10 protein-coding genes and 1 pseudogene are annotated in these 18969 nt (G+C 70.9%); 7 read left to right on the forward strand and 4 right to left on the reverse strand.

The genetic code is table 11. The annotated features are described in order from the left end of the window. Positions 1-6 precede the first annotated feature (6 nt). Both Manayef4_RS15205 and Manayef4_RS15210 read right to left on the reverse strand, forming a co-directional pair. Positions 7-429: a roadblock/LC7 domain-containing protein gene (locus Manayef4_RS15205; protein ID WP_011435096.1), complete on the reverse strand. Its 423-nt coding sequence runs from the start codon at positions 427-429 to the stop codon at positions 7-9. Further along, complete coding sequence (locus Manayef4_RS15210) at positions 426-4322, reverse strand: sensor histidine kinase (RefSeq protein ID WP_070131998.1); 3897 nt, start codon at positions 4320-4322, stop codon at positions 426-428. Before Manayef4_RS15210 ends, Manayef4_RS15205 begins: the two co-directional genes overlap by 4 nt. 539 nt (positions 4323-4861) lie before the next feature. Here Manayef4_RS15210 and guaA point away from each other — a divergent pair. The 3 genes from guaA (at position 4862) to pcrA (ending at position 10685) form a co-directional block, all read left to right on the forward strand. Next, positions 4862-6430, forward strand: coding sequence for a glutamine-hydrolyzing GMP synthase (guaA, locus tag Manayef4_RS15215; RefSeq protein WP_175443399.1), 1569 nt, complete (start codon positions 4862-4864; stop codon positions 6428-6430). 232 nt (positions 6431-6662) lie between these two features. Continuing rightward, entirely contained in the window at positions 6663-7817 is a 1155-nt protein-coding gene (locus Manayef4_RS15220) for a pyridoxal-phosphate dependent enzyme (protein ID WP_023839772.1), read from the forward strand. A 351-nt stretch (positions 7818-8168) separates the two neighbouring features. Then, a complete protein-coding gene (gene pcrA / locus Manayef4_RS15225; RefSeq protein ID WP_070132000.1) occupies positions 8169-10685 on the forward strand; it encodes a DNA helicase PcrA in 2517 nt (838 codons plus the stop codon). Between the two features lie 288 nt (positions 10686-10973). Here the strand turns inward: pcrA and Manayef4_RS26380 are convergent. Together Manayef4_RS26380 and Manayef4_RS15235 are read right to left on the reverse strand one after the other, a co-directional pair. After that, positions 10974-11540, reverse strand: a pseudogene (locus Manayef4_RS26380) (alpha/beta fold hydrolase); the annotation flags it as partial. Between the two features lie 162 nt (positions 11541-11702). Next, positions 11703-13367, reverse strand: coding sequence for a carboxyl transferase domain-containing protein (locus tag Manayef4_RS15235; protein WP_070132001.1), 1665 nt, complete (start codon positions 13365-13367; stop codon positions 11703-11705). Positions 13368-13603: 236 nt separating this feature from the next. Here Manayef4_RS15235 and Manayef4_RS15240 point away from each other — a divergent pair, with 236 nt between their 5' ends. The 4 genes from Manayef4_RS15240 (at position 13604) to Manayef4_RS15255 (ending at position 18834) form a co-directional block, all read left to right on the forward strand. After that, positions 13604-15235: a serine/threonine-protein kinase gene (locus Manayef4_RS15240; protein WP_070132002.1), complete on the forward strand. Its 1632-nt coding sequence runs from the start codon at positions 13604-13606 to the stop codon at positions 15233-15235. A gap of 419 nt (positions 15236-15654) precedes the next feature. Then, complete coding sequence (sucC, locus tag Manayef4_RS15245; RefSeq protein ID WP_070132003.1) at positions 15655-16821, forward strand: ADP-forming succinate--CoA ligase subunit beta; 1167 nt, start codon at positions 15655-15657, stop codon at positions 16819-16821. A 25-nt stretch (positions 16822-16846) separates the two neighbouring features. After that, on the forward strand, positions 16847-17719 hold the full coding sequence (sucD, locus tag Manayef4_RS15250; protein ID WP_070132004.1) for a succinate--CoA ligase subunit alpha: 873 nt from the start codon (positions 16847-16849) through the stop codon (positions 17717-17719). Positions 17720-17904: 185 nt separating this feature from the next. Next, positions 17905-18834, forward strand: a complete 930-nt coding sequence (locus tag Manayef4_RS15255) for a hypothetical protein (RefSeq protein ID WP_011435106.1) — start codon at positions 17905-17907, stop codon at positions 18832-18834. Positions 18835-18969: the final 135 nt, after the last annotated feature.

An 18969-nucleotide genomic window follows, 5' to 3' on the forward strand; every position in this document is an offset into this window, starting at 1 on the left:
GTCCGGTCACCGCGGAAGGGTTCCCTGCAGTTCGGCGCGCAACGCCGGGGTCAGGACGTCCTTCGCCCGGCTGACCAGCAGTGCCATCTCATAGCCGACCAGACCGATGTCGCAGGACGGTGCCGCGAGCACTGCCATGCTCGCGCCGTCACTGATTGCCATGATGAAGAGAAAGCCGTGCTCCATCTCCACGACCGTCTGGGTGACGCCGCCCGCCTCGAAGACGCGGGCGGCGCCCTGGGTCAGGCTCACCAGTCCCGAGGCCACCGCGGCGAGCTGGTCGGCGCGATCCCGGGGGAAACCGTCGGAGACGGCGAGTAGCAGGCCGTCTGCGGACACCACAACGGTGTGGGCGACACCCGGGACGCGATCGACAAAATTGTTGATCAACCAATTGAGGTTCTGGGCTTCAGAACTCACGGGTGTCACCGTTCCTCCTGCGCGTCACRTCGAGGATTCCTCGCGGTGTCGACTCCGACATCACGTCCCTGCCGTACGCCCTGGTAGAAGCTGGCAAGCCGGCCTCCTACAGCCTCAGGAGATCTGGCCGAGGTGTCGGTGGGACGCCGGCGGGGCGCGGGTTCGGCGCTGCCGGGCACGAGATGGGTCATGGGAACTCGCACCGGTAGGCCCGACCGCGTCACGCCGCCTGTGCTCGRCTGACGCAACAACTCGGCCGCCTGCCAGCCGGCGTCCCCGGGAGATGTCCAGTTCTCCCGGGACGGGGGCTRCTGGGGCGTTGCCTGGTGCTGTGCTGGCTGGTATTGCCCTGCTGGTTGATGGTGTGGGGCCGTCTGATGCTGGGCCGCGAAGGCCGGGACGGGCGGAGCCGCTGACGGCGCGTCCGTCGCGGGCTCCTCCCGTGCCGGTGTCCGGGTAGCCGTGAGCGGATCGACTCCGGAGCGGGCGGGGCCGCGTTGCCCGAAGGCCCCACCGAGCCCCGGACGGACCGGGGAACGGGGCGGTGGCGCCGCCCCACCGGCACCCGGCCCGGTGGGGCGGGCCGCCGCGGCCGCCGTCGAATGCTGGGCGGGCGCCCGATCGGACGGAGAACGTCGCTGGAACCACGCCGACACGGAGTCGAAGATCGGCGACGTCTCGATGTCGTCGGTGTCCCGGTCTGCCGTGGTCTGTTCGCCGGTGTCCTCGCCGGAGACCGCCTCTGTCGTCCCGGTGTCGCGCAACCGCCGGGACGCGAGCGCCGACGCCAGCCGGTCGCGGGGACCGGTGGACTCCGTGGACTCCGTGGACTCCGATCGTTCCTGCGGAACGGGCCGGTTCTCGGAGCGGGCGAACACGCTGCCGGCCCCGGGGGGCGGCTCCTCGGCCGACCGGGGCCGCTCACCGGCATCGGGCCGGCTCTGGCCGGGCGGTGTCGGGCCGGGCGGTGTCGGGCCGGGCGGTGTCGGGCCGGGCGGTGTCGGGCCGGGCGGTGTCGGGCCGGGCGGTGTCGGGGTGGTGTCGGGCTGCCCGGTCCGACCGGGCCCGGTGGCGCCGCCGGAACGTGGTTTGGTCCCCCAGCGGTTGTCCCCGAACGACACCGGTCTCGTCTCGTCCGTGACCGGATCGTCCCGTCGTCCGAATCCGCGCCGGTCGATGGTCTGGGTGTCCGGTACGACGTCGGGGGGCGGTTCGAGCCGGCCACCGGGAGCGGTGCGGCCGCGGCCGCGAAGGGCATCGAGGTCGAGCCCCCGGTCGTCGAGCTGCCGTGGGTCACGGGGATCGTCCTGCCCACTGGAGCCGGGCCGCTCCCGGGCTCCCGGGACCGGGTGGTCCTCGTCGTTTCCTCCCCGCCCGAGTAGATCGTGCGGCAGGGTCGGCGGAGCGGCGCTGATGCCATCCGTCTCGCTGTCGCGCTCGGTGCCGCCGTCGAGGCCGGGAGCGAAGTCGTCCGGCCCGAAGTCGCGATCATCCGCGGTGGGCGGCGAACCCGTCCGGTCGGATCCGAGCTGAGCGGCGGCCAGCGGCCCGGTGAGAGGGAACGGCCCGGTGCTGGGGAACCGCCGGGGCCCGCTGGAGTCGTCGAAGAGGCTTTCTGGTCCGTCGGATTCACTCGCGGTCCGGTGCCCGTTGGCCCCGGTGCCGTTCGTCGACGCGACCCTGCCGTCCACCGGTTCGGGAGTTCCCGAGCCGGTGCGTTCCGGCCGCTGCGGGGCACGCGGTCCRGTCGGGGAACCGGGGATGGCCGGCGAGTCGCCGACGCGGGTTCCCAACGCCGGCGCGGCGGGCCGGGCCGGTCCCGTGCCGGCCCCGCCGTCTCCGGTCACCAGCTTGGCAGGCAGCCGGACGACAGCGGTGATACCTCCGGAGGCGGACTCACGCAGCTGGACGTGAATGCCGTGGCGGCTGGCCAGCCGACCGACCGCGAACAGGCCCATGGTCCGTGACACCGACACGTCGACCACCGGCGGGTTCGYCAGTCGGTCGTTGACCCGTTCGAGTTCCTTGGCCGGCATGCCGATGCCCTGGTCCTCGATCTCGATCATCGCCCCGGCCCCCGGACCGAGCGAGCGGCTGGTGACGAGGACGCTGGTGGCCGGCGGCGAGTACGAGGTGGCGTTCTCGAGGAGCTCGGCGACCAGATGGACGACGTCGCTGACACCGTTGCCGGCGATGGACACCGCGGCGGCCGAGGTCTGCTTGACGCGGGTGTACTGCTCCACCTCGGAGATGGCCGCCAGTACGACCTCGTTCAGTGGGACGGGGTGTGTCCAGCGCCGAGCGGTGTCCGTGCCGGCGAGGACGAGCAGGCTTTCGTTGTTCCGCCGCATACGAGTGGCGAGGTGATCCAGCTTGAACAGGTTGGACAACTGGTCCGGATCCWGCTCGCGGTTCTCCAGCTCGTCGATGAGACGCAGCTGCCGTTCGACCAGTCCCTGACTGCGCCGGGAGAGGTTCACGAACATCGCGTTGACGTTGTTCCGCAGCGACGCCTGTTCGGAGGCCAGCCGGATCGCCTCCCGGTGAACCTCGTCGAAAGCCCGCGCGACTTCGCCGACCTCCTCGTCGGTGTCGATACCGACCGGTTCGATCGAGTCGTCGATGTCCAGCTCGGTGGAATCGCGCAACCGACGGACGGCCTCRGGAAGCCGATGGTCGGCGACGTCCAGCGCGGCAGTCCGCAGCGCCAGCAGGGGGCGGACCAGCGATCGCGCGACGATCAGTGCGGCGAGCAGGGCGAGGGCCAGGATGAGCAGGATCAGCAGACCGGACAGCAGCGCGTGGCGCTGGATGTTGCCCCGCAGGGTGCCCGCGCGGGCGTCGACGAGGCCCAGGAGCTTGTCAACGGCTTCCGTGCCGGTGTCGATGGTTCGCTGGGTCGCCTGGTCCCATTTCTCGGCTTCCAGCGCGGTCAGCGGCTGACCGATGGGCGCGTTCAGAATTTCTTCGACGTAATTCTGGGTGTTGCGGATGTCCCCGTTGGTCTCGGTGTCGATCGTCGGTTCGTAGACCGCGAGCTGGTTCGGTAGAGCGGCGTTCTCGAGATCGTTGCGCTGGCGGCCCCGCTGGGTCTCGGCCGACAGGAACTCGCGATAGTCGTCTGCCGTGAAGACCTGGTTCCCGTTGCGGGTAAACAGGCCGTGGATGAGTGTCTGCTCCTCGGCGAGAAGTTCCGTCCCGGACATCAGGAAGTAGGCCGTGTTGACCCCGGCGTTGAGCTCCTGGTCGTCATTTCCCTGTGGGATCAGCCGGATCAGGTTGACCAGTGAGTCAATGATCGGCTGAAAGGCGGTCTCGACCGCCTTCCTGTCGATCAGCCTTTCGATCGTCTGCCGCTTGGCGGGCAGCGTGTCCATCCGGCTGCTGACGTCGTCGAGAGCGCGGCGTACCTCGCTGCCGAAGGACCCTCGCCGCTCGTTCGCAGCTGACTTGTACGCCCTGTAGGCTTCATCGACCGCCGCCCGGCGGGTTGGAATCGTGCTCCCGTCCCGGGCGCCGACGGGACCGCTGGCGACGAATCCGGTGCTGTAGGTGCGCTCGGCCTGCAGGGCGTGGACCAGCCCGGCCGCGGAGCGGCTGATCTCGGTCAGATCGGACACCCGGTTGACGTCCCGCGTGCTCGTCAGCACCGTACCCGCCTCGATGGACGAGTAGGCGAGGATCGCGATGACAGGCACGGCCAGAATCGCGATCAGCTTGGTGCGTACCCGCCAGTTGGTGGGGTTGGCGGCGGCGCGACGAAGGYGCGCCAGTCCCGACCCGGCTGGGTTCGGTGGCGCGGCGGATCGACCATCGCGCTGCCCGCCGTCTTCGGCGTCCACGGGCGAACCCGGCGCCACTGTCGGCTCCGAGTCTGCGGCGATGCCCGTGCTGCTGGCCATCGGTTGTCTGCGCACGTACCTTCGCAACCTCTCCGCCAGCCTCCCGGAACAGGTCGTACCAGGATGGCTCGGTATCGGGCCCGGATGTCCCTTGTCAGGCACCATAGCGGTACGAAGTCGGCATCCGAAAGGCGCCTACCGTAAGCGCCTTGGTGGCCGCACGTCAGTTGTCGCTACTGCGCGCGGAGTCACCACTACCGTAACCGCCGGGGAAGCCCGACATCGGGCGTCACTGATGATCGAAGCGCTTGTCGGGGTGAGTGAACCGGGCTGAAGGCGCAAACTCGGCATCCTAGACATCTCCTACATGAGCCCTTACCGCCTTCGCGGCGGTGCCCGGTGCGCTTCGTCTGTTCCGGTGAAGGCCGTGGGAGATGGTTGGGCGCCTGGACGGACCGGTGGGGTCGCCGTGTCCGTAGGCTTGCGGGGTGAGCGAGTTGCAGCGTAGCAGTGCTGGCCGTGGTGCGGAGCCGACGGATACCGGCGCGGTTCGGGATGTTCCGCGGTCCCCGGCGGACGGCCCCAGCGGCCCGTCCGCGGTGGGGCCTGCGGGCTATGACACCGTGCTGGTGATCGATTTCGGTGCTCAGTATGCCCAACTGATCGCCCGGCGCATACGCGAATGTCATGTGTATTCGGAGATCGTCCCGTGGGATATGTCGGTGGACGAGATCCTCGCCCGGCGTCCGTCCGCACTGATCCTTTCTGGCGGCCCGAAGTCCGTCTACTCGCCTGGCGCGCCCCGGGTCGATCCTGCGTTGTTCGCTACCGGAGTGCCTATTCTCGGTATCTGCTATGGCCATCAGGTCATGGCTCAGGCGCTTGACGGCGCCGTCGCGCGCACGGGAACCGCCGAGTACGGAGCAACTCGTCTGTCGGTGTCGGATCCCGGGGTTCTCTTCGACGGTCTGCCCGTTGTCCAGCAGGTCTGGATGTCGCACGGCGACTCGGTGACCGCCGCGCCGCCCGGCTTCCGGGTAACGGCTTCCACGCCGTCGGCCCCGGTCGCCGCCTTCGAGGACCCCGCGCGTCGTCTCTATGGCGTGCAGTTCCACCCGGAGGTGGTCCACAGCGAGCGAGGCATGGACGTGCTGCGGCACTTCCTGCTCGTGGGTGCGGGCTGCCGGCCCACCTRGACGATGATCAACATTGTCGACGAGGCTGTCGCGGCCGTCCGGGCCCAGGTCGGGACCGGACGGTTGATCTGCGGTCTGTCCGGCGGGGTGGACTCCGCGGTCGCTGCCGCGCTCGTGCACCGGGCGGTGGGAGACGCGCTCACCTGCGTCTTCGTCGATCATGGTTTGCTGCGGGCCGGCGAGGCGGAACAGGTCGAACGMGATTTCGTCGCGACTACCGGCGTGGATCTGGTCCATGTCAAGGCGGCCGACCGGTTCTCCGCCGCGCTGTCCGGAGTGACCGACCCGGAGCGGAAGAGGAAGATCATCGGTCGTGAGTTCATCCGGGTTTTCGAGGAGTCCGCCCGCGAACTGGAGGTCCGGGCGGAGGCGGAGGGCGCGACGATCGACTTTCTCGTGCAGGGGACATTGTATCCCGACGTGATCGAATCCGGCTCGCCGACGGCCGCGAAGATCAAGTCGCATCACAACGTCGGTGGACTGCCCGAGGACCTGCGGTTCGATCTGGTCGAGCCGCTTCGGACCCTGTTCAAGGACGAGGTCCGTCGGCTCGGCGAGGAGCTGGGGCTGCCCGAGGAGATCGTCTGGCGCCAGCCGTTCCCGGGCCCGGGCCTCGCCGTCCGCATCATCGGCGAGGTCACGCCCGAGCGGCTCGACGTGGTGCGGGCGGCCGACGCGGTGATCCGGGAGGAGATTCGCAAGGCCGGCCTGGACCGCGAGATCTGGCAGGTCTTCGCGGTGCTGCTCGCCGACGTGCGGTCGGTGGGCGTCCAGGGTGACGAGCGTACGTACGGCTTCCCGATCGTCCTGCGCGCGGTCACCAGCGAGGACGCGATGACCGCCGACTGGGCCCGGCTGCCCTACGGCCTGCTGGAACGCATCTCGAACCGGGTGGTCAACGAGGTGCCGCAGGTTAACCGGGTGGTGTACGACATCACCTCCAAGCCTCCCGGCACGATCGAGTGGGAGTGACGATCCCGGATCGGAGCGCGTGCCCGTCGGACGACCCCCGCCGACGGGCACGTTTGACGTCTGGGCGGGACCGGAGCACCCTGGATGATGTGACCCCGCACGAGATGGCCATTACCTAGGCGCGCGACCGATCATCGGGTCCGCGCCTCGCCCTTCCGCCTTGTCCTGGCGGGGGGCTTTTTTATTGCCGCGGTCATGGTGAGGTGGCCGCTCAGCCGCCGGGAGATGCTCCATGACCGCAGCAGCCGCAGACGACCGATCGGTAGCCCCGGACGCCGAACTCTGGGCGTCGGACATCCGCGCCGCGGCCCGCGTCCTTGCCGGGGTGGCACGACGGACCAGGGTCGTGCGGGATCTCGGCCTGTCGGCGGCGGTCGGTGCGCCCGTCTGGCTCAAGTGTGAGCACGAGCAGCACACCGGTTCGTTCAAGCTTCGGGGCGCCTACCACCGGGTGGCCACCGCGGATCCGGCGACGCGGGCCCGGGGGGTGGTGGCGGCCAGTGCCGGTAACCACGCCCAGGGAGTGGCCTTCGCGGCCGCGGCCTTCGGCGTCGAGGCGACCATCTTCGTGCCGGTAGGGGCCAATCCGGTCAAAGTGGCGCGGACGCGCCGGTGGGGCGCCCGGGTCGAGAAGATACCCGGGGGGGTGGAAGCGGCGCTCGCTGCGGCCGCCACCTTCGCCGCCCGGGGAGACCGGCTGCTGGTCCACCCGTTCGATGACCCGACGGTAGTGGCCGGGCAGGGCACGATCGGCTTGGAGTTGCTCGATCAGGTGCCCGATCTCGGCACCGTTCTGGTCGGGGTGGGCGGCGGAGGGCTGATCGGCGGGCTGGCCGCGGCGGTGCGGTCCCGGCGCCCCGATGCGCGAGTGGTCGGAGTGCAGTCCGTGCTGTCGTCGGCGTTTGCCGCGTCGCTGCGGGCTGGCCGGCGGCTCACGGTGCCCCCCGGTGGGGCTGCGACGCCCGGTGCCGGAACGACGCCCGGTGCCGGAACACTGCGRGGAGTCGGGACGATTCCGGGCAGCCGGACGTCCGAACAGCCGACGGCGCCACGTTCGTCACGGGTGGTCCCGGCGTCGACCACGATCGCCGACGGTATGGCGGTGAACGCTCCGGGGGTCCTGACCTTCGCCCTTGCCGCACGCCTGGTGGACGAGATCGTCACGGTCGATGAGGCGGCGTTCTGGGAGGCGATGGTGTTGCTGCACCGGGCCGGCCACCAGGTGGAACCGGCCGGCGCCGCGGGGGTCGCGGCCTTGTTGCGTCGAAGTGATCTCGCGCAGGGCCCGACGGTGGCAATCCTGTCGGGTGGCAACATCGACCCGGGGGTGGCCAGCAGGGTGAAGGCGCTCGCGGCCATCCCGCCGAGCGCGTCGAGTACCGCGTGACTACGCGACTACGCGACTACGTGGCCGCGTGGCCACGTGGCGTGGCCGCTTGGCCGCGGGGCCGCCTGACCGCCGGTGGGCCGGGCGTTGACGCGGACCACGGCCATCGACGACCCGCCCTCGCGCGCGGGGCGGGGCGGGAACGACGGACAATAGGCTGGTCAGCACGCGGGTCGACGACCACTGGGCGTGGACGTGTGATGGTCATGCGGTGGCATGGACGCGCGAGGACCGCGGCCGGGTGGGGCCGTCGGTGCATCTCGCGGACCACACCGCGGACCGGGCCGTTGGGTGCGATCCGGGCATGCCGCGGTCCGACCTGCCCGACGTCGAACGTACGATCGGAGTCCCATGAGCGGCTTTTTCGGCGATTCCCACGGCGGCGGATCCGGCATCGCCGGGTCGGTCGGGACGGATGTCCACGGCGGTGCGCACGTGCCCTACGACCTGTTCGGCCCGGCGGTGCTGGCGCCGCCGGTGGGCGGGGACGAGCCCGGTGGCTTCTCCTCGCCACGCCTGGATGCCGAGGGCCTGCTCGACGGGCTCAACCTGCAGCAGCGGGCGGCGGTGGTGCACATCGGGGCACCCCTGCTCGTCGTCGCGGGCGCGGGGTCCGGCAAGACGCGGGTGCTGACCCACCGTATCGCGTACCTGCTGGCGGCCCGGGGGGTCCGGCCGGGGGAGATGCTGGCGATCACGTTCACCAACAAGGCTGCCAACGAGATGCGCGAACGGGTCTCGGCGCTGGTCGGTCCCCGGGCGCGGGCGATGTGGGTGAGCACCTTCCWCTCGGCCTGCGTGCGCATCCTGAGGTCCGAGGCGAAGCGTCTCGGGTTCGGCTCGACCTTCTCCATCTACGACGCCGCCGACGCGCAGCGTTTGATCACTCTGGTCACCCGTGACCTTGATCTTGATCCCAAACGGCATCCCGCCCGAGGTCTGGCGGCGCAGATCAGCAACCTGAAGAACGAACTGATCGACTGGGAGGCCGCACGGGACCGGGCCACGAACCACCTCGAGCGGACCGTCGCCGAGGTCTACGCCGCTTATCAGCAGCGGCTGGCTCAGGCCAACGCCCTTGATTTCGACGATCTGATCATGATGACGGTGAACCTCCTCCAGTCGTTCCCCGACGTCGCCGAGCACTACCGGCGCCGATTCCGACATGTGCTCGTGGACGAGTACCAGGACACGAACCACGCGCAGTACGTCCTGGTGCGTGAACTCGTCGGYCAACCGGCGTACTTCGGTGGCGGGTCCGCGCCGGTGGAGCCGGCCGAGCCGGCAGCCGGGCCGGGTACCTGGGCCTCGGGCGCCGTCCCACCGGCGGAGCTGTGCGTGGTTGGCGACGCGGACCAGTCGATCTACGCCTTCCGTGGGGCGAACATCCGCAACATCGTGGAGTTCGAGGAGGATTTCCCGAACGCCGCAGTGATCCTGCTGGAACAGAACTACCGCTCCACCCAGACCATCCTCTCCGCCGCGAACGCGATGATCGCGCGTAACAACCAGCGCAAGGCCAAGCGACTGTGGTCGGACGCCGGTGACGGTGAGAAGATCGTCGGATTCGCCGCCGACAACGAGCACGACGAGGCGGCCTTTGTCGCCGAGGAGGTCGACCGGCTCTCGGACGCGAAGCTCGCGCGGCCCGCCGACGTCGCGGTGTTCTACCGGACCAACGCCCAGAGCCGGGTGTTCGAGGAGATCTTCGTCCGGGTCGGGCTGCCCTACCGGGTGGTCGGCGGGGTGCGGTTCTACGAGCGCAAGGAGATCCGTGATCTCCTTGCCTACCTGCGGGTCCTCGCCAATCCTAGCGACACGGTGAACCTGCGTCGCATCCTGAACGTGCCCCGGCGCGGGATCGGCGAGCGGGCCGAGGCGGCCCTGGCGGGCTTCGCTGATGTCGAGCGGATCGGGTTCGCGCAGGCACTGGAGCGTGTCGACGAGGTGCCGGGGATCGCCGCGCGCTCGGCGAAGGCGGTGCGCGAGTTCACCGCGCTGCTCGCCGAGCTACGCGCCGTAGCGGCCGACAACCCGGTGGCCGTGGTCGAGGGGGTGCTTGAACGCACCGGCTACCTGTCGGAACTCCTCGCCGAGGACACCGTCGAGTCCCAGGGCCGGGTGGAGAACCTGCAGGAACTGGTCGGAGTGGTCCAGGAGTTCGCCCGGCGGCTGCCCGAGGGTACGCTTGCGGAGTTCCTCGAGCAGGTCTCGCTCGTCGCCGACGCGGACCAGGTTCCGACCGACGACGGTTCCGATGGTGTGGTCACTCTCATGACGCTGCACAGCGCCAAGGGCCTCGAGTTCCCCGTCGTYTTCCTTACCGGTCTCGAGGACGGCGTCTTCCCGCACCTGCGGACCCTKGGAGATCCCACCCAGCTCGAGGAGGAGCGTCGGCTCGCCTATGTGGGTGTCACCCGGGCCCGGATCCGGCTCTACCTGACCCGCGCGGTGATGCGCAGCGCCTGGGGCCAACCGGCCTACAACCCGCCGTCGCGCTTCCTCGGCGAGGTGCCGGACACGCTGGTTGACTGGCGCCGGCTGGCCGATCCCCCGCCAGCGCCCGCGGGGACGTCCTGGGGCTCGTCTGGCGGGTTTGGGTCGGGCGCGACCGGCCGGGGCGCCGCCGGCGCCCCGGCGGCGCGTAAACCGCTACCGAACTCGCCGTTCTCGGGTCGCGCGCGGCCGGCCGCTCGGGCCGTCCTGGAGTTGCGTCAGGGCGACCGGGTGACGCATGACAGTTTCGGTCTCGGAGTTGTCGTCGCCACCGGCGGGGTCGGTGACTCCGCGGAGGCGACCATCGATTTCGGCGAGAACACCGGCACGAAGCGCCTGCTCCTGCGGTACGCCCCCGTCGAGAAGCTCTGACRGTCCCGAGAGTCCCGGCCGGTCCGCCGCCCCGGCGAGGCAGCTCGCGACCAGGTGGGCAACCTTGCCGCTGAACGCCAGGGAATGATGCCCGAGGCCCGGCACGGTGTAATTTTCGATGTCGAGATCGGGATGGTCGAGCGCCGCCTCGGCGGGCCGCACCACGCTGTCCAGCCCGGCGCCGATCGCGACGAACCGGGTCCGGCAGCCGGGGGCGGGTGCGGCGAGCTCGAGTAGGAGCGCCGATCCCGGCCGTAGCTGGGTGACGAGCCGGTACGGCACCGACCGGGGGACGAGCCCGGCGAGACGGGTGCCGGAATGAGGCGTCGCGAGAGTGATCAGCGTGTCCACGTACTGATCGCCCCCGAGTTGCTGCACGTAGTAGCGGGCCACCAGCCCGCCGAGTGAATGGGCGACGATGTGCACGCGCTGCCTGCCGCTGTCCGTCATCGCGGCGTGCACGGACGCGGCGAGTCGGAGCGCCGCTTCCTGCACCGTCGGCACGAGCAGCGGCAGCTCCACCGTGCGCACCCGGCGGAAACCGCGGCGGCGTAGCGACCGGCCCAACCGGGTGAACACGGACCGGTTGTCGATCAGGCCGTGGATCAGCAGGATCGGGGTGCCTGCCGCGTCGGGAGCGTTGACCAGCAGGCTGCGGTGCAGCGGGGAGAGCGCGCTCAGCGAGTAGGGCTCGTGCTCGCGCGGGCGCTGCCGGCGCAGCGCACTCGCCGGGTAGAGGGCGAGGTGGGTGGCGATCCAGGCCGCTTCCACGGCGAGCCCGCGGGCGTTCACCGGGGTCGTGCGCAGGCCGGTGAGGACCGACCGCCCTGGAGCGGCGATGTTGTCCGCGGCCACGGCCCGCCTCAGGCGGGCCGTGGCCGCGGACAACGATGGCAGTATCCACTCGCCGATGGCCCGCTCGCCTTCCCTCGCCGTACCATCCGTGCCGCCAGCCGTGGTGCTCGCCCCCCAGGTCGGCAGATATCCCGGTGGCCAAGTAAAGACCGGAGAAAGATGCTACAGACTGTTAGGTAGCCCTGTCGACCATCGAGCCTGCCGTCGGCGCAGCCGATCGTCCTGGTCCCCCCGGCTCAGGGATGCGAGCAGCGATGCGGCGTCGCGCGCCGTCTCGGCTGCGGTGGTGGCGGACAGGAGCCGATCGGCGAATCCCAGCGCGTTCAGGTCGGTCGGCCGTAGCCCGCAGACGTTTGCGGCCCGCTCGACCGGTATCCGAAGCGTGACGGCGGTGCCCTCCGGGGAGAGCGCGGTGAAGTAACTGTCCGGGGTCATGGCGACGACGTCGGTGACCGCCGCGGCGAGAGCCCCGCCAGAGCCGCCCTCACCCAACACGATCGACAGCGTCGGCGAGGGGCAGGCCAATACCGCGGCCATCGCATCCCCGATCGCCGCCGCGATGCCCGCGGCCTCGGCGTCCGCGTCGTTCGCCGCGCCGGGCGTGTCGACCAGGGTCACGAGACCGATCCCCAGCTTCCCCGCGAGCCGGGCGGCGCGGACCAACAACCGGTACMCGGCCGGCCCCGGGGCGTCGCCGCGACGGGCCCCGACAGCCACGACCACCGCACGCATCGGCCCTCCCCGCCCCGCAGGCCCCGTAGCCCCCGCAGGCCCCGTAGCCCCCGCAGGCCCTGCGATGTCGCCCAGGAGCACCCCCACACCGGCCACGACCCGGGGATCCGGCCCGACCAGGTCGACGCCGTCGGGAAGCAGCGTCCGCAGCACCTCGATGCCGTCCGGGCGGATGCCATCCCTGGCCGCCCGCACCTGCGCCCACCCGGAGCGCGCGGCGGCATGTTCAGCTCCCGGCGCAGGTCCGTCGGACCCGGTTCGGGTGTCCGGATCGTCGGGCGGGACGGGGAGGGTGGTCCCGTCGCCGGCTCGTGACGGGCCGCCGTCCGATCCGTCTGCCTGGTCGCCTCTGTCTGCCTGGTCGCCCGATCTGCCCGGAGTGGTTTGGCCACCCGGGCCGGTCCGGGTACCTGGACCGGCCCGGCTCTCCCGATCGGGTGGATCCGCCAGGCCGGTCAGGGCCCGCCGCAGCCACACCTGGATGGCACCGGGCGCCGGCGCCGCGTCAACCAGCCCTGCGGCGTACGCCGAGTCCGCGGTGTAGCTGCCCGGGGGCGGGGCGGCACCGGTGGCCGCCGCGACCACCCGAGGCCCGGCGAAGCCAACCGTCGCCCCGCGCACCGCGCACCGAAGGTCCGCGCGGGAGCCGATCGTCACCCAGACACCACCGGTGGTGGGCTGGTCCGCGACGGCGATGTGACCGACCCCCGCCGCGTCCAGTGCGGCGAGCGCCAGTGCGGCCCGGGGCAGCCCGACGAGTCCGGCGACCCCTTCCTGCAGGCGGGTGCCGCCGCTGCGCAGGAACGACACCAGGGGACGGCGGCTGGCCGCGGCCGCGGTGGCGGCTTCGGCGAACCCACGTGCGTCCCGCTCGCCAAAGCTTCCCCCGTAAACCGTGAAATCCCAGACCGCGACCACGGCAGGGATGCCGGCCACCGCGCCTTCGCCCCAGCGCAGGGCCGGTCGAGCGTCGTAGTCGGGCCAGCCCAGTCGGTTGACGGCCGCGGCAGTGGCGGGCCGCAGGGTGATGCCTGCGAGCAGGGCGGCACGCCAGTCGGCGGTCGTCTTCTGGCCCGGCCGGGTGTCGTTGTCCACGTCCGCATCTTCGCGCCCGGGGCCGACCGGATGTCCGTCGTCGCGGCCGCGGTGTCGTGGAACACGGACGGGCGCTCCCCGCCAGCGGGTGCTCGCAGGCCCGCACGCCTGGGACGCTTCGTGCCCTCGGCCCGATGGCGGCCGGGACATAGTCTTTCATCCACAGCCCCCCGGCGGGTGGCAACCCGGATCGAACCCGCTACACCGGTGCGGCGAGGGGAGCAGCGAGGGAAGCGATGCTCACACCGCTGATGGAGGAGGATCCTCGCCAGATCGGCCCGTACCGCCTGCAGAACCGGATCGGTGCCGGCGGGATGGGGACCGTGTATCTCGGTTTCGCCCCGGATCGGCGTCCCGTCGCCGTGAAGGTCGCAGCCGAGGATCTCGCCGAGGACGAGGAGTTCCGCAGCCGCTTCGAACGTGAGGTGCGGGCGGCGCTGCGCGTGCGAGGCACGGCGGTGGCCGCCGTGCTCGACGCCGACACCGAGGCCGCGGCGCCGTGGATGGTCACCGAGTACGTCGAGGGGACCAGCCTGGCCGAGGCCGTCCGGGCCCGCGGTCGGCTGGAGGACCACCTCGTCCGGGGTCTTGCCGTCGGCCTCGCCGACGCGCTGGTCGCCATCCACGCCGCCGGCGTCGTCCATCGTGATCTCAAACCGTCCAACATCCTGCTGGCCTGGGACGGACCCAAGGTGATCGACTTTGGGATCGCGCACCTGACCGACAGCGCCACGCTGACCCGCACCGGTCATGTGATCGGCACGTTGGCCTGGATGTCACCGGAACAGATGCGCGGCGAGCCGTCGGACGCCTCAGCGGACGTCTTTGCCTGGGCGAGCTGCGTGACGTACGCGGCGACGGGGCGACATCCCTTCCATGYCGAGACGCCGGACCTGCTTGCCGTCCGGGTGCAGCGGGACTCTCCCGATCTCTACGCGCTCCCCGGGTACCTGCTCAACCAGGTCGCGAGGGCGCTGTCCAAGGCCCCGCGGGAGCGGCCGGACGCCGCCTCGCTGCTGGCCGCGCTGGTAGGCCGGGAGGTGCGTGGGGTCACCGAGGCCGATGCCGCCGCCGGTGACGTCCTGGAGCGGACCTGGACCGGATCGTCTCCGGCGTTCGGCGTGCCCGCCCCGTTCCCCGCGCCGGTCTCCTCCCCGTCGCCGAATCGTTCCGGTCCGCGTGTCCCCGGCGCGGGGCGAGTTCCGGCCCGGCCCGCGCCGGGGGCGGCCGGCTCGGCCGGCGGCTGGGCGCCGGATGTGCAGGGACCAGGCCCGGCACCCGGCCTGTGGCCGGTCGGACCGCCGCCACCCGCATCGGCCTTTCGGCCCGCCGTGCCATTACCCCCCGCGGCTCCGCTGCGACCGGTCGCCCCGCCAGCGGTCGCCCCGCCAGCGGTCGCCCCGCCACCATCGTCGGGAGCGGTTTCCCCGGGGGGGTGGGCGGATCAGGCGCCCGCGGGGCGTCGGGGCACGACCGCCGCGGACGTGGCGTCCGATCCGGGACGGTCGGAGGTGACCTATCGCTCCAGCGACCCGACTCCGCCGGCGCGTCCTCCGGATCCATCGGCCTTCCCGCCAGCGGGTCGACCGGCTGCGCCGCGGGTCGGGCGGTGGACCGACGCCAGGCGGGCCGAGGCGTCGCGGCGCCGGCACTGGAACAGCGCCGCGATGCTGTCGGTTCTCCTGGCGGTACTCTGGATCTTCGGGATTGGGAGTGCCGCGGCTGTCGTGGTCGGCCTGGTCGCGCGGGTTCGGATCCGCCACAGGGATGAGCGTGGCGCCACAGTGGCGGCCTTCGGCATCGGCCTGGGTTGGCTCGGGATCGGACTAACGATGATCTTGATCGTCGTTATCCTGAAATTCGTCTAACTGGTCCGGAGGGGCCGGCCACGATCGGTGTTTCTTCCATGTGATTTCCGGCATAATGAGGGTCTCAACTTTCGTGACGTCAGACACGGGACGGCCTAGGGCAGATCCCGGCGGTCACGCTCAGCGGCTCCCGGCGGACCCGCGCTCTGAGAGCGGCGAGGCGGAAGCCACCCTCGGTGCGACAGGTGTCCACCTCATTTGTCCTGTATCTGTCCTGTATCGACGACCCTGCCGGGTCCCCGGAGCGGGTCGAAGGATGCGCCGGACCGGCCCGTTCGATCCCACCCGCGGGCCGCCAGCGACGGCGGTGGTGCACGGCGCGTGGCGCGCGCCGTAACGCCCTCGTCAGTAGGCTCGCAGGCGTTCTGTGCAGCTCTACGTATCCCAACCCGTAACGACCGCATCCGACTGGACGGACCGTGGATCTTTTCGAATACCAGGCGAAGAAGCTGTTCGCCGAACATGGCGTACCGGTGCCCACCGGGAAGACCGCGACCACCCCCGAGGAGGCCCGCGYGATCGCCACCGAGCTCGGTGGCAGGGTCGTCGTCAAGGCGCAGGTCAAGACCGGAGGCCGGGGCAAGGCCGGTGGCGTCAAGGTAGCCGACGGGCCGGATGACGCCTTCGCGAAGGCGACAGCGATCCTCGGCATGGACATCAAGGGCCACACGGTCCACTCGGTGCTCGTCGAGGAAGCCAGCAACATCGCCGAGGAGTACTACGCATCCTTCCTGCTGGACCGGGCGAACCGCACCTTCCTCGCCATGGCCTCCCGAGAGGGCGGCATGGAGATCGAGGAGGTGGCGGCGACCAAGCCGGAGGCGCTGGCCCGGATTGCGATCGACCCGCTCAAGGGAGTCGACGCGGCCAAGGCTCGCGAGATCGCGGTCGCGGCGAAGCTGCCCGAGGCGGCTCTGGACGGCGCGAGCGAGCTGCTGGCCAAGCTCTGGACCGTGTTCGTCAAGTCGGACGCCACCCTCGTCGAGGTCAACCCGCTGATCCTCACCGGTGACGGCCGGGTCGTCGCCCTCGACGGCAAGGTCAGCCTGGACGACAACGCCGACTTCCGCCACCCGGAGCACGAGGCGTTCGTCGACGTGGCCGCGGTGGACCCGCTGGAGCAGAAGGCCAAGGAGAAGGGCCTCAACTACGTCAAGCTCGAGGGCGAGGTCGGGATCATCGGAAACGGTGCCGGCCTGGTCATGTCCACCCTCGACGTGGTGACCTACGCCGGGGAGGAATTCGGCGGCAAGCGCCCGGCGAACTTCCTCGACATCGGCGGCGGTGCGTCCGCCGAGGTCATGGCGAACGGTCTGTCGATCATCCTTGGTGACCCGGCGGTCAAGAGCGTCTTCGTCAACATCTTCGGTGGCATCACCTCCTGCGACGCGGTGGCCAACGGCATCGTGCAGGCCCTGAAGATCGTCGGCGACGTCAGCACCCCGCTGGTGGTGCGCCTCGACGGCAACAACGCCGAGGAGGGCCGCCGCATCCTGGCCGAGGCGAACCTGCCGGTGGTCAAGCCGGTCGACACGATGGACGGCGCGGCGAAGCTCGCCGCCGAGCTCGCCGCGGCCGCGGCCTGACCTGGGCGAAGGGGATTGCGAACCGATGGCTATCTGGCTTGACGAGAACAGCCGGGTGGTGGTGCAGGGCATCACCGGCTCGGAGGGCAGCAAGCACACCCGCCGCATGCTCGCCGCGGGCACGAACGTCGTCGCCGGCGTGAACGCGCGCAAGGTGGGCCAGCAGGTCGAGGGCGTGCCGGTGTTCGGCTCCGTCGCCGACGCGATGGCGCAGACCGGCGCCAACGTCTCGGTGATCTTCGTTCCGCCTGCGTTCACCAAGGACGCGGCGATCGAGGCGATCGACGCGGCGATCCCACTCGCGGTGGTCATCACCGAGGGCGTGCCGATCCACGACACGACCGAGTTCTTCGCCTACTCCCGGTCCAAGGCGACGACGCGGATCATCGGGCCGAACTGCCCGGGTATCGCGAGCCCCGGYCTGTCCAATGCCGGCATCATCCCGGCCGACATCACCCCCGGCGGGCGCATCGGCCTGGTCAGCAAGAGCGGCACGCTGACCTACCAGATGATGTACGAGCTGCGGGAGTTCGGCTTCTCCACCTGTGTCGGCATCGGTGGCGACCCGGTCATCGGCACCACGCACATCGATGCGCTCGACGCCTTCCAGGCCGATCCGAACACCGACGCGATCGTGATGATCGGTGAGATCGGCGGTGACGCCGAGGAGCGGGCCGCGGCGCACATCGAGGAGAACGTGACCAAGCCGGTCGTCGGCTACGTGGCCGGCTTCACCGCGCCGGAGGKCAAGACGATGGGCCACGCGGGCGCCATCGTGTCCGGTTCGTCCGGTACCGCGCAGGCCAAGAAGGAAGCCTTGGAGAAGGCCGGCGTCCGGGTTGGCAAGACCCCGTCGGAGACCGCCCGGCTGATGGCTGACATCATGCGGTCGTTGTAGGCCTATCCTGATGCCGAGCCCCCGCGGGACGCGGGGGCTCGGCACCGGGACAGGTAGGGGTCTCGGCCGCGGGGCTTCGGGACGGACGTCTTCCCTTCGCTTCCGACGGCTGCAAGACTCCTGCATCGGTGCATCGACGACTCTCGTCCCCGCACCGACCGACCAGACGAAGTGGGGTTGCCGTCGTGGCACAAATCGGCGGTCGTAGCGTCGCCACCAACGACATCGGGGTGATCGCCTCCGGGGCGGTCACGTTCATCGTGAGCTTCCTGCCGTGGTATTCGGTGAGCCTGGGATTTTTCGGCCGCTCGGCGGAGGCTCACAAGAACGCCTGGGGGCTCGGGTTCAACTCCTGGTTCCCGGTATTCCTGGTGGTCGTGGTCGCCGGTCTGGTGACGGCGCGCGTCGCCGCCAACGTCCGCATCCCGGACGTTGGTCCGGTCTCGATCCTGTGGATACTGCCGGCCGTCTCGGCGTTCGCCGTCCTCCTGCTGTTGATCAGATGGATTCGGTTCCCCGACGTGCCGAGCGGAGTGGATGCCGGGCCGAGTTTCGGGTTCTACCTCGCCTTGCTGCTGACGATCGTGCAGACCGTCTTCGGGGTGCTCACGGCGCTGGCGAGCGGAGCGCCCATTCCCGGCCGGCCAGGTGCCCGTCCCACCGGGCCCGGTCAGCCGGGCGCCTGGCCTCCGTATGGTGGTCAGCCGCCTTACGGCCAGCCCTACGGCCAGCAGCCCACGCCCGGTTACGGTCAGCCGCCCACGGGGTACGGGCCGCCGCCGGGCTATGGGCCGCCCGCTGGCGGGTATGGGCAGCCGGCCCAGCCGGGCGGATACGGCGCGCCGCCCGCTGGCGGGTATGGGCAGCCGGCCCAGCCGGGTGGTTACGGCCAGCCGTCGCAGGGTCATGGTCAGTCGCCCACGGGGTATGGGCAGCCGGCCCAGCCGGGCGGATACGGCGCGCCGCCTGCTGGCGGGTATGGGCAGCCGGCCCAGCCGGGCGGATACGGCCAGCCGTCGCAGGGTCATGGTCAGTCGCCCACGGGTTATGGCCAGCAGCCGCCTCCGCCGGGGCCGGGTGGTTACGGCCAGCAGGAGTCTCCTCCCGGTCGTTGATCCGATGCCCCGGCGAGTGGTTCATGACGGTCGCTCGGGGGATGTGGCGTGGGGGATGCGGTGGGTCGACCTCTCCGGCCAACCATAACTATTCGTCCTACTTCGGGCATTTCCCGCGCCGACGACGGCGTGTTG

Origin of the sequence: Frankia sp. CgMI4 (assembly GCF_001756285.1) — a bacterium.
In the GTDB taxonomy this organism is placed as follows: Bacteria; Actinomycetota; Actinomycetes; order Frankiales; family Frankiaceae; genus Frankia; species Frankia casuarinae.